The organism is Arcobacter sp. F2176 (assembly GCF_004116465.1).
GTDB lineage: Bacteria > Campylobacterota > Campylobacteria > Campylobacterales > Arcobacteraceae > Arcobacter > Arcobacter siniprincipis.
The window spans coordinates 14571-31038 of record NZ_PDJV01000008.1 but is presented as its reverse complement, the minus strand read 5'-3'; the positions used below and the strand labels follow the sequence as shown (position 1 = coordinate 31038).

The window sequence follows — 16468 nt, the reverse complement described above, 5'->3', positions numbered from 1 at the left end:
ACTTATAATTATAAATTTTCTTTTATTAATTGTTTACGTATATCTTGCAATTCTTGTCGATGTTCCTCACTTGCAACGGGGTATGTTAATTGAAGTGATTTAAAAGTATCAAGAATAATTTTTGAAATAATTAATCTTGTATTCTTTTTATCATCAGCAGGAATAACATACCAAGGTGATTTTTCAGTACTAGTAGCACTTAAACAGTCTTCATAAGCTTTCATATAATCTTTCCAAAATTTTCTCTCTTGGATATCTGAGTTAGTTAACTTCCAATTTTTCTTTGGATTATCGATGCGCTTTAAAAAACGATTACATTGTTCTTTTGGTGAGAGATGAAGAAAGAACTTAATAATTCGTGTACCATTTCTATGAAGATGTTTTTCCATTTCTTCTATAGATTCATAACGCTCTTTCCAAATAGTTTTCTTATTTAACAAAGATTCGGGAATATTTTCGCCTTCCATAATCTCTGGATGTACTCGTACAATTAATACCTCTTCATAATAGGATCGGTTAAAAATGCCAATTCTACCACGCTCAGGCAAGGATTGAGTAGTGCGCCAAAGAAAATCATGCTGTAGTTCTTCAATACTTGGATGCTTGAAACTAAATACTTGACATCCTTGTGGATTTATCCCAGACATTACATGTCTTATAGCACTATCTTTCCCTGCTGCATCCATAGCTTGAAATATCAATAAGACAGAATAACTATTAGATGCATAGAGTAACTGCTGTTGGGAACTGAGTTTTTTAATATTCTTTTTTAGAAGTTTTTTATATTTTTTTTTAGATTTATATATAGACTTTACTTGTGTCGGCCACTTATCAAGTTCAACTTCCTTTTCTTTTATAACACGAAAATCTTTAGATTTTATTTTCATTACTATCCTTTCACTATCATGGAGTCTATCCTAAGTTGATTAGATATTTTATACTTACACTAAGAGGGTATCTTAGAGTAAGTATTTAAACTAGAAAAATATTAACTCATCGCTAAATGAGTATATATTGCTTGAAAAGATTCATCAATAGCTTTTTTATGGGCATCAAGTTCTTCTTTAGTAGCTTTACTTAGTGCTTCTAATTTTGACTTCCCATCTTCTAATTTTGTTTCTACTGTTTTGATTCGTTCATCCAGTTCAGCATTAGCTTTTGCATCTGTTGGAGATAAACTTGATTTCAACTCTTTTAATTTTCCTTCATACTCATTTAGTTGAGCTTGTTTTGTTTTTAAATATAGTTCAATATCATTCATAATAATTCCTTTTACTTAAATTTGTTTCTACTCTTATTATAATACATTATCTACATAATATCAATTGTTACTATTAACACTACAACTAAAATCCAATATTGGCATTAAGATTTTGTTAAAATTTATAAAAATATCACTTAAAACTATTTATTTCTTGATTGTATTACTATTTCTTCTTGCGTTTGATTTATTTTATTCAAGTTAATAATTGTATTAAAATAATATAACATAGTCAATTATTTAATAAATAATAATTTTTATCTTAAAATATAATATTTTTAATGATAAATTTTATTATTTAGTAAGTTTTATTTAATATAAATTCTAATAAAATACTTTAAGGACAATTTAATTTGTTCTAAAATTTATAAGGAGACATTATGAAAAAGTTTGTATTGACAAGTACCCTAGTACTTTTTTCAGCCGTAAGTTTGTTTGGAATGACGGATTCTGCTTTGTTAGAAAAAGCAAAAAACTCAGGTTTAAAAGCCATTCCAAAAAGTGAATTAGAGATTCTAAAATTGGTAGATGACCCTAATAATCCTATTACAGCTAAAAAAGTAGAATTAGGTAAAAAACTTTATTTTGAGCCAAGGTTATCAAAAAGTGGTCTTATTTCATGTAATACCTGTCACAATTTGGGAATGGGTGGAGTTGATGGAGTTTCAGCTGCTATTGGGCATAAATGGACAGCAAATCCTCATCATTTAAATTCACCTACAGTTTACAACTCTGTTTTAAATAAAGTTCAATTTTGGAATGGAAGATCTCCACACTTAGAAGATCAAGCACAAGGTCCTATTCAAGCTGGCCCAGAAATGGCAGCACCATCTAAATTAGTCGTAGATAGAGTAACATCAATGAAAGGATATGTTGATGAGTTTAAAGATACTTATGGGGAAAAAGTAAAAATTGATTTTAAACTTATTGCAGATACTATTGCTGTATTTGAAAGAACACTTATTACACCTTCAAGATATGATGATTTTATGAATGGAAATCTATCATCACTTAGTAAAGAAGAAAAAGAGGGTTTAAATCTATTTATTGACAAAGGTTGTACTTCTTGTCACAATGACATAGGACTTGGAGGAACGATGCAACCATTTGCAACTGCTGCTAAATACGAATTTGCTAATTTAGGAGACTTTAAAGGGGACAAAAATGGAATGGTTAAAACTCCAACTTTGAGAAATATAGAAGAAACAACTCCTTATTTTCATAATGGTGGAGTTTGGTCTTTAACTAAAGCAGTTAAAGTGATGGGTTCTACTCAACTAGGTTTAAAAATTTCAGACAATGATGCAAAATCTATTGTTACATTTTTAAAATCACTTACAGGGGAAAAACCAAAAGTTACATATCCAATTTTGCCAATTTCGGCAGAATCAACGCCTAAACCAGATATGAATTAATTATTATATAAAAGACATAGATTTTATAATCTATGTCTTTTTATAAAATTATTCAACTGCAGTTAATAATTTTTTTAAAACTGCTTTTAGAACTCTTTTTTCTTCTTCGTCTAATATTCCATATACTTTATTATTCTCTGTTGCAAAAACATCTAACATCTCAACTGCTAATTGTGCACCCTTTTCTTCAAGTTGTACAAGCATACTTCTTTTATCTTTTTTATCAGCTATTCTAGTTATATACTTATTTTCTTCTAATTTTTTTAGAACTTTTGTCATTCCTCCTGAAGAGAAGATTGTACTCTCATACAATTCTGTGGGAGATTGTATATAACCATTAAAATAAAGGCTAATAAGAACATCAATTTCTGAGTGGTTTATGCCATAATTGACCTTCATTATATTTTCATGTTTATTAAACATACTCTTGTAAATCAAGGTTAAAGGTAAACTAATGCCAAAGGTTTCATATTTTAGATTCTTTTCTATATTTTCATAGCAATTTTTTATGTAATTCTTATTCATAATGTAAGCGTAACATAAAGAACATTAAATATATCTTTCTCGCAAGATATATTTAAGTTAAAAAATGCTATCTTTTCACAAATATAAAGGAGTAAAATGAAAAAAATACATTTATTATTTTTCTTACCTATTTTTTTATGGAGTCAAGATTTAAGTGAATTGATAAATATTTCTCAAAAAAATAAACTAATTCAATCTTCACAAGAAACAGTGGAGTCAATAAAAGATGAGTACAGTAGTGTAAAAAGATCTTATTTACCAGCTGTGAGCATTGGAACTTCTTATCAAAATACTAACAGAGAAAGTCAAAGTATGCCTGAGAATGGGTATACTTCTTATGCAAAAGTTGGACTAACAATATATGATGGTAACAAAAGATATAACTTATTTAAAAGTTACAAATCATATATAAAAAGTTCTAAAGAAGATTTATCAGCACTTAAAAATGAAGTTGCCCTTGATGTTGTAAATTATTATTATCAATATCTAACTTTGGAAGCCCAAAAAGATGCTAAACAAAAAGAGATAGAACAACTAAAATCAGAAGGAAATAGAGTCAAAAACTTTGTTGATGTTGGTTCTTCGACAACTGATGAATATGATAAAATTGAATCAAGAATTCAAAGTTCAATTTTCGATCTTAATCAAATTGAATTGAATATTATAACAGTATTACATACTCTTGAATATGTAACAGGAGAAGAAGTTTCTATAAATGCTGGTTCTTCTATAAAAGATATTAATATTAATAGTGATTTTAAAGCACAAAGACCTGATATTAAATCTTTGGAATACAATATAGAAAAACTAAAATATGATGCAAGACAAGAGAAAAGTGGCTATTTGCCAAAAATCACATTAGACAATACATACTCATATTATGATAGAAACTATAAAGATAATTCTATTGCAATGGACTACAAAGATCAAAATGTATTTTCGGTGAATCTTTCATGGGATATTTTTAACTTTAATTCTACTGGTAAAAAATATAGTGCAAAATACAAAGAGTACTTAAGTAAAAGATCAAACTATGAATACCAAAAGAAAAAAGCTGATACAGAATTAAAAACAGCACTTAAAACCTATGAAATAGGAAAAGTGAAAGTAAAAGCTGCTCAAGCATCTTTAAAAGCAGCAACTAGTGTATACGATTCAATTAAATCAAAATACCAAAATGGACTTGTAGATAATGTTTCTTTTTTAGAAGCATTAACTGAAAAATATGATGCATTAAGTCAATTAAAAAGTTCACAATATGATTTAGAAATTAACAAAGCCACAATAATTTATTATAGTGGTAAAAATGTAGGAGATTATGTAGAATGAAAAAAATATTAGTAGGTTTGTTTATTTTAGGATTAAACTTTTTATTTGCAGCTGGAGAGCAAAGGCAAGCACTACCTGTAAAAGCCTATACAGTAAGCACAAATGAGACAACATTAGAAAAGGATTATCCTGCCTTAATAAAATCAAAAAGTGAAGTAAATATTATTGCTAGGGTTCCAGGAAAACTAGAAAAAAAATATTTTCAAGATGGTGATTTTGTAAAAAAAGGTACTTTATTATATAAAATAGAACAAGATACTTATCAAGCAAATTTAAATGCTGCACAAGCACAATTAGACAAAGCAGAAGCTTTACTTACAAAAACTACAAAAGATTGGAAAAGAGCAGAAAAATTATTTGCTGCAAAATCTATAAGTGAACAATCAAAAGATGATTATTTATATACATATCAAGATGCTCTAGCTGATGTACAAAATTACAAAGCAAAAGTACAAGATGCAAAAATTAGTTATCAATATACACTAATAAAATCACCTATTAATGGTCTAACTGGAAAAAGTGCTTTTGATGAAGGGAATTATGTAGGTTCAAATGAAAATAACTCAAATTTATTAACTATTACAAATACAAATCCCGTATATGTAGAGTTTTCTTTACCTCAAAAAGATATTTCTAAATATTTAGAACAAATAAAAAAAGGAAGTGTTAATTTTAGTATTTCAGCAAATGGGAAGACTTATTCAGATGGCAAGTTAAATTTTGTCTCTTCTAAAATTGATATAGCAACAGATAGTTTACTTTTAAGAACAACATTTGAAAACAAAAACAATGAACTTATTATTGGTGGATATTCTACAATAGAAATAAAAAACATAAAAATCAATAATGTATTTACTATCCCAGAAATTGCCATTTTACAATCAGCTAATGGAGCAGCAGTTTATGTAATTGATAATGGTGTTGCTACAGTTAGACCAGTTAAAATCGGTAATTTAACTTCAAGTGGAGTTATTGTTGAATCTGGTTTAAAATCTGGAGATAAAATTATTATTAGTAATATTGCAAAAGTAAGACCAAATGCTCCTGTTCAAATAATAGGTGAAAAATAATATGTTTTCAGCATTTTTCATAAATAGACCAGTTTTTTCAGCTGTAATATCTATTCTTATTTTCCTAGCTGGATTACTTTCAATGGTGAATTTACCAATTGAACAGTATCCAAAGGTTGTTCCACCTCAAATTATTGTATCAACTACATATCCAGGTGCTAGTGCAGAAACAATTTCAAAAACTGTTGCCGCACCACTTGAAGAAAAAATCAATGGTGCTAAAGATATGATTTATATGAATTCATTAGCAGCAGATAGTGGGATAGTTAGTATCAATGTATATTTTGAAGTAGGAACAAATGCTGATGATGCAAAAATTGATGTAAATAACCGTGTACAATCAGCCTTAGCAAAACTTCCAGCAGAAGTACAAAAACAAGGAGTAACAGTAACTGAGCGATCTCCTAGTTTACTTCAAGTGATAAGTTTCTTTTCACCAGATTATTCTAAAGACACTACTTTTATTTCTAATTATGCATTAATGAATGTTGTTGATGATTTAAAAAGAATTAAAGGTGTTGGTGATGCTACAATTTTTGGGGCAAAAGATTATGCTATAAGAGTTTGGGTAGACCCTGAGAAATTATCAAATTTTGGACTTACTACAACAGATCTTATAAATGCGATTAAAGAACAAAATCAACAATATGCAGCAGGTAAATTTGCAGCAGAACCAATTGCAAACAAACAAATGTTTACATATACATTACAAACTCCTCCAAGACTTAGTTCTCCAACAGAATTTGGTAACATAGTAATTAGAGCAAATAAAGATGGTAGTGCTTTGTTATTAAAAGATGTAGCAACTATAGAATTGGGTGCTAGTAGTTATAACTTGAATTCAAAATTAAATGGTTTTCCTTCAATTCCTATTGGTATATTTTTACAAAGTGGAGCAAATGCTATTGACACAGCAAAAGCTATAAAAGAAGCATTACAAAAAGCTAGTGAAAAATTTCCAAGCGGAATATCTTACAAAATACCTTACAGTAGTACTGACTTTATTGAAGTATCAATAAAAGAAGTTGCAAAAACTTTTGTTGAAGCAATTATTCTTGTTGTTGCAATTATCTTTTTATTTTTACAAAATTGGAGAGCAACACTTATTCCTGTTTTAGCAGTTCCAGTTTCTATTGTAGGAGCATTTGCAGGAATGTATATGCTTGGTTTTAGTATAAACTTGTTGACCTTATTTGGTTTAGTATTAGCTATTGGTATTGTTGTTGATGATGCTATTATTGTAATCGAAAATGTTGAGAGGCATTTAAGTGAAGGAATGGCTCCAAAAGATGCTGCATTTAAAGCCATGAAAGAAGTTTCTGGAGCATTGATAGCTATTATATTAGTTCTTTCTGCTGTATTTGTTCCTGTTGCCTTTATAAGCGGTTTATCAGGAGTAATGTACAAACAATTTGCTATTACAATTGTTGTTTCAATTGTAATCTCTGGATTTGTTGCGTTAACTCTAACTCCTTCACTTTGTGCAGTTTTATTAAAAGATGGACATGTTAAACCGCAAGGTTTTTTCAAATGGTTTAACAACATGTTTGATAAATTTACAAATGGTTATTCGTTTATGGTAAAAAGTACAATTAGGTATTCAATATTAAGTTTCCTATTATTTGGGGGCTTGATATTTATTACATATAATATGTACACAAATATGAGAACAGCACTTGTTCCACAAGAGGACCAAGGAGCAATTTTTATTTTCTCTTACAATCCTCCTGGTTCATCTTTAAATAGAACTACTAAATTGACAGATGAAATTTTTGATACGGTTAAACAAGATACAAGCGTAGAGAATACATTAACACTTAGTGGGTTAGACTTTATGACTTTTGCTTTAAGAACTAACTCTGCTGCAACAATTGTTAAACTTAAAGATTGGGAAGAAAGAAAACAACCAGATCAGCAAGCAGATGCAATTGCAGGAAAATTTACAGGACAATTAATGGGTAGAACTACAGATGGATTCTCATTTGCAGTACTTCCTCCTCCAATTATGGGTATGGGTGTTTCTGGTGGTTTTGAGATGTATGTACAAAATAAATCAGGAAGCGGTGTTAAAGATTTAAATAAATATGTTCAAGAGATAATCCAAAAAGCAAATTCAAGACCAGAATTGACAGCAGTTAGAACAACTCTTGCAACGAATGTACCACAATATTCTCTAAAAGTTGATAACATAAAAGCTAAATCAAAAGGTGTCAATATCGCAGATATTTTTTCAACTCTTAGTTCAACTTTTGGAAGTTATTACATAAATGACTTCAACTTATATGGAAGAACCTATACGGTAAATATCCAAGCAAAAAGTGAATTTAGAAAAGGGGTTGAAGACTTGAACAAAATATTTGTAAAAGCTTCAAATAATGAGTTACTTCCTGTAAGCTCTTTTGTTACAGTCACAAAAACAACTGGTGCTGATTTAGTTGAAAGATTTAATCTTTTTACATCAGCAAAAATTTCAGGACAACCAGCTCCAGGATATAGTTCAGGGGATGCCTTAAAAGCTATTGAAGAAGTTTCAAATGAGATTTTGCCAAATGATTATGCAATCAGTTGGGTAGGAACTGCTTATCAAGAGAAAAGAATCTCTAGCAAAAGTTATTTAGCCTTTATTTTTGGTATATTATTTTTATATTTAATCCTAGCAGCGCAATATGAAAGATGGATGATGCCAATTTCTGTTGTTATGGCTATTCCTTTTGGAGTATTTGGAGCAGTTGTTGCAACTATGATGAGAGGATTAGAAAATGATATTTATTTCCAAGTTGGTATTTTAGTTTTAATTGGATTATCCGCTAAAAATGCAATTTTGATTGTAGAGTTTGCAATGCAACAAAGAAAAGACGGACAAAGTATTTATGATGCAGCAATAAATGCAGCAAGATTAAGAATTAGACCTATTATTATGACATCTCTTGCATTTATGTTAGGAGTTGTTCCTTTAGCTATTAGTACAGGAGCTGGAGCTGCTAGTAGACACTCTATTGGAACAGGTGTAATTGGAGGAATGTTAACTGCCACAGTTATTGCTATTGTCTTTATTCCTTTGTTTTATATATTTGTTTCAAAACTAAGTGAAAAAAAGAATAAATAAATTCAAAAACTGAATAATTATTCATAAAAAGCAAAGAGTTAAAATATATTTTAACTCTTTGTTCGCTACTATAATAAATCCCATTTAAATCACACCTAATTATACAAAAGGTAAAAATAGTGAAAATATATATTTATGCCAAAAGTGGACATTCAATTGGATTGGAAGCTACAAGAACTTGTTGTGCAATTGCAGCAAAACTAAAAGAATTTGACCCAATACTTTGTACTTGCGATTTTAGAGCAGGAGTTTATTCAAAAGAAGAGTTAGGTATCAAGAAATATGTTAGCGTTGATGTTTTAACAAATCTTCCAAATATCATGGAAAGAGGTGATATATTAATCTTTGATTCTGATGAGACAACAGATATCATGGAAAAGAATATGAAGGATTTCTGTTCACTACTTTATAAAGTGGGTGTTGATACACCACAAAATATTGTTGATGATAAACTATTTAAGAAAAACCCTAATCCAGAATGTGAAAAAACTCTTTTTTTTGGTGATGATGATTATGGTAATTTGTTGTTAGAACTTATAAAAAACAGTTCAAAAAAACAAATAAATTTACTTTTGGGACACTATTTTTTCTTAGGGAATGAAACAAAGTTAAGCCCTTATTTTGAAAACATATTTACAGATGAAGAGTATGTTAATACAATTTCTAATTCTAAGTTTTTACTAACAACTTCTGTTCAAAGTTGTATGGAGTCTATAGCCTGTGGAAATAAACCTGTTCTATTATTAAGAGAAGACAAAAGTTATAATTTGCAATTTATTGAGAATTTAAACCTTCCTACAATAAACTATAACGAAAACTTAGATAAAATGATAATAGAATTTGAAGATATTATTTCTTCTTACCCAAACCTAAATGATATTGAAATTTTTGATTTTGAACCTTTAGTGTTACAAATAAAGAAAAAAACTGGTTCCTATAATAGTCTCAATAGTTTATAATTATAAGTTAAGCTTATGATTTTATTATGCTTCTTATAAGTTCTTATCTTCTATAATTCAAAAAACAAAGGTGGACAATATAACTTCACCTTATGAAAGGTTAAAACATGGCTTCAGAAAGTGTTCAAATTGCTAAGAAATCACCTTATCGATTTAAAAGATATTATGTTTATTTAGCAGTTACAATTATGGCTTTAGCTATTCCATTTATCAGAATAAATGGAAATCATATATTCCTATTATCATTTGATAAGAAACAACTACATCTTATGGGTATTGCATTTGATATGCAAGAACTTTATATGATGCCTTTTTTATTGATGCTACTCTTTTTAGGTATTTTTGCTGTTACAGCAATTGGAGGAAGAGCATGGTGTGGTTGGGCCTGTCCTCAAACAATCTTTAGGGTTGTATATAGAGATTTGATTGAATCAACTTTGTTAAAACTAAGAAGAATCAAAAATAAACAAAAAGAACCTGATTATTCAAAAGCTGAAAATGCGAGTAAAAAGATAGTTGGTGTTATTTTGTGGGCAATATTAGCTCTTATTGCTGCAGCTGATTTTATGTGGTATTTTGTTCCTCCTGAAGATTTTTTTACATATTTACAAGATCCTTCAGAACATATGTTTCTAATTGGAATTGTATTATCTATTGCTGCATTTTTAGTATATGATGTTGTAAAATTAAAAGAAGATTTTTGTGTTTATGTATGTCCTTACTCAAGAGTTCAATCTGTTTTATATGATGATAATACACTACAAGCGATTTACTCTACTAACAGAGGTGGAGATATTTATAATGGAAATAAAGAAAAAATTATTTTCAAAGAAAAAGATTTACCTGATCCTTCAAATGAATGTACAACCTGTGAATCATGTGTAACAGTATGTCCTACTCATATTGATATTAGAAAAGGTTTACAATTAGAGTGTATCAATTGTCTAGAGTGTGTTGATGCCTGTACTACGGTTATGGGAAAACTTGGCAAAGAGTCATTAGTTCAATGGACAAGTACAAATAATATCAAAAATAATATTCCTACAAAAGTTGTAAGAAAATCAACTGTTATGTATAGTGTTGCTTTACTAATTGTAATTGGACTTTTATTTGTAATGGGTGGTGAAAAAGAGTATATGCTTTTAAATATAAATAAAACTACTCAATTGTACCAAGTAAAAAAAGATAATCTTGTTACTAATAACTTCTTATTTTTATTCCAAAATACAGATTCAAAAAGACACAAATATGCATTAGAAATAGTGGATAACAAAGACATATTTATAGAAAGATTTAATCCATTTTCACTAGGTGCTGGAAAATTAGCTAAAAAAGTTGTAATTTTAGGAACTAAATCTGAATTGGTAGTTGACAATACAAAAGATACTCCAATAACAGTCACTATTAGGGCTTATGCAGAAGATGAGCCAGATAGAGTTCAAGTATTTAGAAAAGCAGTATTTATTTACCCAAGAGAAGATATGCTTAAAAAATAAAACTCTTTGTAAGTGTAGATTTAAATATTTACACTTACAAAAATCTTTCAGAAAATTAAACCCTACTTAACAATACTTTAGCTATAATCGCGGCTATAAATAACTACTATTTTTTACGGAGTATCACCAATGACTAAATTTATATTTGTTACAGGTGGAGTCTTAAGTTCCTTAGGAAAAGGAATAACTTCTGCCTCTATCGCTACTATTTTAAAGCAATCAGGTTACAGAGTAACTATGCTAAAAATCGACCCATATTTAAATGTGGATCCAGGAACAATGAGTCCATTAGAACATGGAGAAGTATTTGTTACAGCTGATGGAGCAGAGACAGATTTAGATTTAGGAAATTATGAAAGATTTATTGATGTAACTCTTGGGGCAAAAAATAGTTTTACTACAGGACAAGTCTATCTGTCTGTAATAAGAAGAGAAAGACAAGGTGGATACTTAGGAAAAACTATTCAAGTAATCCCTCATGTAGTTGATGAAATCAAAGCAAGAATTTTTGATGCAGCAGAAGGTTATGACTTTTTAATTGTTGAACTAGGTGGAACGGTAGGAGATATTGAAGGTTTACCATTTATGGAGTCTATTAGAGAAATAAGACATGAATTAGATAAAGATAGAACTATGAATATTCATGTAACACTTGTTCCTTATATAGCTGCTGCTGGTGAATTAAAAACAAAACCAACACAACATAGTGTTCAAGAATTAAGAAGAATTGGTATTACTCCTCATATGCTTGTTTGTAGAAGTGAGAAACCTCTACCAAAAGAATTAAAGAAAAAGCTTGCAATGTCTTGTGATATAAATAACAATGCTGTAGTTGAAGCAGGAGATGCACAATCTATTTATCAAGTTCCAATGAATTTCTTAAAAGAAGGTATTTTAACTCCTTTATCAGAACACTTTAATATCAAAATAAAACCAAATATGGATAAATGGGAAACTCTTGTAAAACATATTGTTCTTCCTCAGGATGAAGTAACAATTGCTTTTGTAGGTAAATATATAGAACTAAAAGAATCTTATAAATCTTTAACAGAATCATTAATCCATGCAGGAGCTCATTTAAATACAAAAGTTAATATTAACTGGTGTGATAGTGAGAGAATTGAAGATGTTGGAGCTTATGATATTATAGGAAATTCAGATGCAATCTTAGTTGCAGGTGGATTTGGTAATAGAGGAGTTGAAGGAAAATTAAAAGCAATTGAATATGCAAGAGTAAATAGCATTCCATTTTTAGGAATTTGTTTAGGTATGCAACTTTCTATTGTAGAATATTGTAGAAATGTTCTAGGAATAGAAGATGCAAACTCAATTGAATTTGATGAAAAAACTGAAAATCCAGTTATTTATTTAATTGATGAATTTATGGATCAATCAGGAAACAAGCAACTAAGAACTCACAAATCACCAATGGGTGGAACAATGAGATTAGGAGAATATCCATTTAATCCAAAAGTAGGTACGAAGTTAAAAGCTGCTTATGGAAACAATGAAACTTACTATGAAAGACATAGACATAGATATGAAGCAAACCCAGCTTATAAACAAAGATTAGAAGATGCAGGAATGATTGTTTCTGGTGATTCTGATGGACTGATTGAAGCAGTTGAAATAAAAGATCATCCTTGGTTTGTAGGTGTACAATTTCATCCTGAATTTACATCACATTTAGAAACACCAAATCCAATAATAACAGAATTTGTAAGACAAGCTACTAAAACAAAGTAATGTCTAAAGTCACAAAACAAAAACTTTTTGACATACTATCTGCAAGACATCTAAAGAGTACATACTCTAAGCTTGCAGATATTCCCCCACCTACTGGCTTTAAAGATATCCAAAAAGCTACCAAAAGAGTAAAACAAGCAATATTAGACAATGAAAAAATTACCATAGTTGGTGATTATGATGTTGATGGTGTTGTTTCAACTTCAATTATGGTTGATTTTTTTAGACAAGTTGGTTATGAAGTTGATTATATCATTCCAAATAGATTTGAGCATGGATATGGTCTATCTCCAAAGATAGCTGAACTAATTAATAATGGATTAGTGATCACAGTTGATAATGGAATTTCAGCATGTGCAGCAACTCAAATTTTAAATGATAAGAATATTGATGTTATTATCACAGATCACCATACTGTTGGAAGTGAAATTCCAAATGCCTATTCAATCATTAATCCCAAACAAGAAGATTGTAACTTCCCTTTTAAAGATATCTGTGGTGCTCAAGTTGCTTGGTACTTTTGTGCCTCAATTAAAAAAGAATTAAACTTAGATATAAATATGACTAATTTTTTAGACTTATTATGTATAGCAATTATTGCCGATATGATGCCAATGACAAGTCTTAATTATATTATGGTTAAAAATGGTCTAAAGAGAATTGAATCCTCAAATAGAGTATCTATATCATATTTACGAAGTACCATGAGGAAAAGCTCTTTTATTTCAGATGATATAGGTTTTATAATTGCTCCTAAAATAAATAGTGCTGGAAGAATGGATGATGCATCTATTGCCTTATCTTTTTTACTTTCAACTAATTTTGAGGAAGCCAGTGAAGCCTTAGATTTACTAGAAGAGTTAAATAATAAAAGAAAAATTTTACAAGAGAGTATCTCTTTAAAAGCAAAATATGAAATAAATCTTGAAGACAAAGCAATAGTTGTTTGGGGTGATAATTGGCATGAAGGGGTTATTGGAATAGTTGCTTCAAAACTATCACATGCTTTTAAAAGACCTGCTTTTATTTTCTCAGTAACAGATGGTATTGCAAAAGGTAGTGCAAGAGCAAATGCAGATATTAACTTACATACAATTATTTCAGAAGCAGAACACCTTTTATTAGGTTTTGGTGGACATAAAAATGCAGCTGGTATTTCTATGAAAATAGAGCACTTAGATGAGTTTAAAGCCATTATTAACTCTGCACTAAGTAAAGCATCAAAAGAGCTATATATAGAGCCTATAACATTAGGTGAACTTGATGTATCAAGTGTAGATTTAGAGTTTATGGATATTATAGAAATGTTTGAACCATATGGCTTAGAAAACCATAAGCCAATATTTAAAATATCAAATGCAAAAGTAATAAAATCAGAACTTTTTGGTAAAGAAAAAAATCATTTAAAACTTTTTCTAAATGTAGATGGTTGTGATTTTGAAGCTATTAAATTTTATAGTGAGAAAATAGATAAAAATAGTGTGGATATGATTATTTCAATAAATAAAAATGAATTTAGAGGAGATATAACTCCTCAATTCTTGATTCAAGATTTCTTATAATACAAGAGGTGCATAAACGGTATTAGAATCAGGAGTTCTTTCTAAGTCCAAAATTTCTTCATCAATTAAAGTAGATGCTGTTGATGAACTTAAAATTGTTCCACTTCTTACATCAATAAGCTTTATAAAAACTATTAATCTTTTTGTTGTAATACTATATGTACCTACAACTGCAAAATTTTCATCAATAACTTCATTATTGATTTTATTAGAATTCCTACTTAAGACACTAAATCCACGCTTTCCAATTTGGAAATTATTCCCCAATTCAACTTCTCTTACTAAAATATTTTTACTTAGCAAAGAATTTTTAAGAGTATCTGATAATAAAAAGCCTAATTTTGAGTGATTTTGAAGACTATCTAAATTTACAAAATCTGAGACTAAGACTCTTTCATTTTTGGAAATATTCTTTTCAAGTTTAGTATATGAGTTTTCAACTAGCGCTCGTAACATACCTTGAAAGTTATTAGCACCATCAATATCTTTATATACACAAGAAGTGAAAAGAAGAGGAAGTAAAAGAGATGTAAAAAAGAGTTTTATCATCCCTTTACTAAAGAAGTTTAATTTCATATATTATTATTCTTCTCGCATTATTTTAATAGTTCTTGGAGGTTTACAATCTTTAAAGATAACACAATCATTTCTTAATCCATGTTCATATGTAGATCTAGCACTCGTAATAATTTGACCTGTAGCATTATCTAAGACTCTAGCATTTAACATAATTCTTCCATATTGTCTTGAATATGTTCCAACTACTATAAAACTATTTTGAACATTCTCTTTCATCTTACTTGTATTTCTAGTAATAAAATATTCACCTTTTTCATTAACAGAAACACCCATCTGACCTCTAAACTCAATGATATTAAAACCTCTATTAGAAAGTTCATTTATCAAACTCTCACTAATAACTCTTCCAAATTCAGTAGTTTTTTTGAAGTTGTCTAATCTTACAAAAGATGTAATTAAAACAGATTTATTTGTATGCATCTTGTTATTTTGCATCATTTGAGTTGCAAGTGAAGAAATCGTAGCCTCTAAAGAATTTTGCGTAGTAACATTTTGTTGCATGTCTTCTGCAATCTTCATATGTTCTTTTGTAACTTGAACTTTTTCATTAGCTTTATCAATTCCCGCTTTTTCACTTGGATTCATAGTTACTTTCATAGCTGAATCTGAAGCACACGAAATTGTTAGTGTTGATAAAAGAATCAAACAAGAGTTTCTCAATAGCTTAAGCATGTATTACCCCTTTTTATAATTGATAAATTTTATTTAAACTTTACTTATATGTACTTGAATAGTTACCATTTTATCTCTTTGCAAGCATTGATTAAACTAATATTAATAAATGTAAATCAATGTATATTTAACTAATGAAATTATTCACATTTACATAAAAAATATGTTAAGATAAAATAAAAGGATTTCAAAATGGCAAAATTATTAGTACCTATTTCAAATGGCTTTGAAGAGATTGAAACAATAAGTATAATTGATATTTGTAGAAGAGGAAATATTGATGTAACAATAGCTTCTATAGAAGAGATAAATGTTCTTGGTGCCCATCAAATATCAATAAAAGCTGATAAATTATTATCTGATATTGATGAAAAAGATTTTGATATGATTGCTTTGCCAGGTGGATTACCAAATGCCTTTAACCTAGCGGAAGATGAACTTTTGCAAAAAATACTTAAGCAATTTAAAGAAAAAAATAAGAATATTGCTGCAATATGTGCAGCACCCTTTGCTTTGCATGTGGCTGGAGTATTAAATAAAAATTATACATGTTATCCTGGTTTTGAAACTAAAATCAAAGAAGATGGATATATCCAAAATGAAAATATAGTAATTGATGGGAAAGTATTAACTTCAAGAGGACCAGCTACTGCTACAGTTTTTGCTTTGGAAATTGTAAAGATTTTAAAGGGTGAAGAAGAGTATGAGATAGTAAAAGAAGGGCTACTAGCAAATAATTGCTAATAGC

14 protein-coding genes are annotated in these 16468 nt (G+C 29.0%); 9 read left to right on the top strand and 5 right to left on the bottom strand.

Annotated features, from left to right (window positions below):
- Positions 1 to 8: 8 nt before the first annotated feature.
- Positions 9 to 887, bottom strand: coding sequence for an ADP-polyphosphate phosphotransferase (locus CRU95_RS08800; protein WP_129100772.1), 879 nt, complete (start codon positions 885 to 887; stop codon positions 9 to 11).
- 101 nt (positions 888 to 988) lie between these two features.
- Positions 989 to 1261 (bottom strand): hypothetical protein, encoded by a 273-nt coding sequence (locus CRU95_RS08795; protein ID WP_129100771.1) that lies wholly within the window; start codon positions 1259 to 1261, stop codon positions 989 to 991.
- A gap of 380 nt (positions 1262 to 1641) precedes the next feature.
- Between CRU95_RS08795 and CRU95_RS08790 the strand changes: the two genes are divergently transcribed.
- Entirely contained in the window at positions 1642 to 2676 is a 1035-nt protein-coding gene (locus tag CRU95_RS08790; RefSeq protein WP_129100770.1) for a cytochrome-c peroxidase, read from the top strand.
- Positions 2677 to 2724: 48 nt separating this feature from the next.
- Here CRU95_RS08790 and CRU95_RS08785 read toward each other — a convergent pair whose 3' ends face one another.
- Complete coding sequence (locus CRU95_RS08785) at positions 2725 to 3201, bottom strand: MarR family winged helix-turn-helix transcriptional regulator (RefSeq protein WP_129100769.1); 477 nt, start codon at positions 3199 to 3201, stop codon at positions 2725 to 2727.
- Positions 3202 to 3297: 96 nt separating this feature from the next.
- Here CRU95_RS08785 and CRU95_RS08780 point away from each other — a divergent pair, with 96 nt between their 5' ends.
- From CRU95_RS08780 to recJ, 7 genes are all read left to right on the top strand, one after another.
- Positions 3298 to 4530: a TolC family protein gene (locus CRU95_RS08780; RefSeq protein ID WP_129100768.1), complete on the top strand. Its 1233-nt coding sequence runs from the start codon at positions 3298 to 3300 to the stop codon at positions 4528 to 4530.
- Complete coding sequence (locus CRU95_RS08775; RefSeq protein WP_129100767.1) at positions 4527 to 5600, top strand: efflux RND transporter periplasmic adaptor subunit; 1074 nt, start codon at positions 4527 to 4529, stop codon at positions 5598 to 5600. Before CRU95_RS08780 ends, CRU95_RS08775 begins: the two co-directional genes overlap by 4 nt.
- Position 5601: 1 nt before the next feature.
- Positions 5602 to 8706, top strand: a complete 3105-nt coding sequence (locus tag CRU95_RS08770; RefSeq protein ID WP_129100766.1) for an efflux RND transporter permease subunit — start codon at positions 5602 to 5604, stop codon at positions 8704 to 8706.
- Positions 8707 to 8825: 119 nt separating this feature from the next.
- Complete coding sequence (locus CRU95_RS08765) at positions 8826 to 9665, top strand: hypothetical protein (protein ID WP_129100765.1); 840 nt, start codon at positions 8826 to 8828, stop codon at positions 9663 to 9665.
- 107 nt (positions 9666 to 9772) lie between these two features.
- The gene (gene ccoG, locus CRU95_RS08760) at positions 9773 to 11161 is read left to right on the top strand and encodes a cytochrome c oxidase accessory protein CcoG (protein ID WP_129100764.1); all 1389 of its coding nucleotides are present in this window, start codon (positions 9773 to 9775) and stop codon (positions 11159 to 11161) included.
- 129 nt (positions 11162 to 11290) lie between these two features.
- On the top strand, positions 11291 to 12907 hold the full coding sequence (locus CRU95_RS08755; RefSeq protein ID WP_129100763.1) for a CTP synthase: 1617 nt from the start codon (positions 11291 to 11293) through the stop codon (positions 12905 to 12907).
- Positions 12907 to 14469 (top strand): single-stranded-DNA-specific exonuclease RecJ, encoded by a 1563-nt coding sequence (gene recJ / locus CRU95_RS08750; RefSeq protein ID WP_129100762.1) that lies wholly within the window; start codon positions 12907 to 12909, stop codon positions 14467 to 14469. Before CRU95_RS08755 ends, recJ begins: the two co-directional genes overlap by 1 nt.
- On the opposite strand, the gene CRU95_RS08745 is transcribed toward recJ, so the two are convergent.
- Positions 14464 to 15018, bottom strand: coding sequence for a FlgO family outer membrane protein (locus CRU95_RS08745; protein WP_129100761.1), 555 nt, complete (start codon positions 15016 to 15018; stop codon positions 14464 to 14466). The genes recJ and CRU95_RS08745 overlap by 6 nt on opposite strands.
- Positions 15019 to 15051: 33 nt before the next feature.
- Complete coding sequence (locus CRU95_RS08740; protein ID WP_129100760.1) at positions 15052 to 15720, bottom strand: FlgO family outer membrane protein; 669 nt, start codon at positions 15718 to 15720, stop codon at positions 15052 to 15054.
- A 192-nt stretch (positions 15721 to 15912) separates the two neighbouring features.
- Between CRU95_RS08740 and CRU95_RS08735 the strand changes: the two genes are divergently transcribed.
- The gene (locus CRU95_RS08735) at positions 15913 to 16464 is read left to right on the top strand and encodes a DJ-1 family glyoxalase III (protein ID WP_129100759.1); all 552 of its coding nucleotides are present in this window, start codon (positions 15913 to 15915) and stop codon (positions 16462 to 16464) included.
- Positions 16465 to 16468: the final 4 nt, after the last annotated feature.

Bases quoted from the DNA above. Each gene is read 5' to 3' on its own strand.
- CRU95_RS08775 (WP_129100767.1), top strand. From the start codon at position 4,527: ATGAAAAAAATATTAGTAGGTTTGTTTATTTTAGGATTAAACTTTTTA.
- recJ (WP_129100762.1), top strand. From the start codon at position 12,907: ATGTCTAAAGTCACAAAACAAAAACTTTTTGACATACTATCTGCAAGA.
- CRU95_RS08800 (WP_129100772.1), bottom strand. From the start codon at position 887: ATGAAAATAAAATCTAAAGATTTTCGTGTTATAAAAGAAAAGGAAGTT.
- CRU95_RS08735 (WP_129100759.1), top strand. From the start codon at position 15,913: ATGGCAAAATTATTAGTACCTATTTCAAATGGCTTTGAAGAGATTGAA.
- CRU95_RS08790 (WP_129100770.1), top strand. From the start codon at position 1,642: ATGAAAAAGTTTGTATTGACAAGTACCCTAGTACTTTTTTCAGCCGTA.
- ccoG (WP_129100764.1), top strand. From the start codon at position 9,773: ATGGCTTCAGAAAGTGTTCAAATTGCTAAGAAATCACCTTATCGATTT.
- CRU95_RS08780 (WP_129100768.1), top strand. From the start codon at position 3,298: ATGAAAAAAATACATTTATTATTTTTCTTACCTATTTTTTTATGGAGT.
- CRU95_RS08740 (WP_129100760.1), bottom strand. From the start codon at position 15,720: ATGCTTAAGCTATTGAGAAACTCTTGTTTGATTCTTTTATCAACACTA.
- CRU95_RS08755 (WP_129100763.1), top strand. From the start codon at position 11,291: ATGACTAAATTTATATTTGTTACAGGTGGAGTCTTAAGTTCCTTAGGA.
- CRU95_RS08770 (WP_129100766.1), top strand. From the start codon at position 5,602: ATGTTTTCAGCATTTTTCATAAATAGACCAGTTTTTTCAGCTGTAATA.
- CRU95_RS08745 (WP_129100761.1), bottom strand. From the start codon at position 15,018: ATGATAAAACTCTTTTTTACATCTCTTTTACTTCCTCTTCTTTTCACT.
- CRU95_RS08795 (WP_129100771.1), bottom strand. From the start codon at position 1,261: ATGAATGATATTGAACTATATTTAAAAACAAAACAAGCTCAACTAAAT.
- CRU95_RS08785 (WP_129100769.1), bottom strand. From the start codon at position 3,201: ATGAATAAGAATTACATAAAAAATTGCTATGAAAATATAGAAAAGAAT.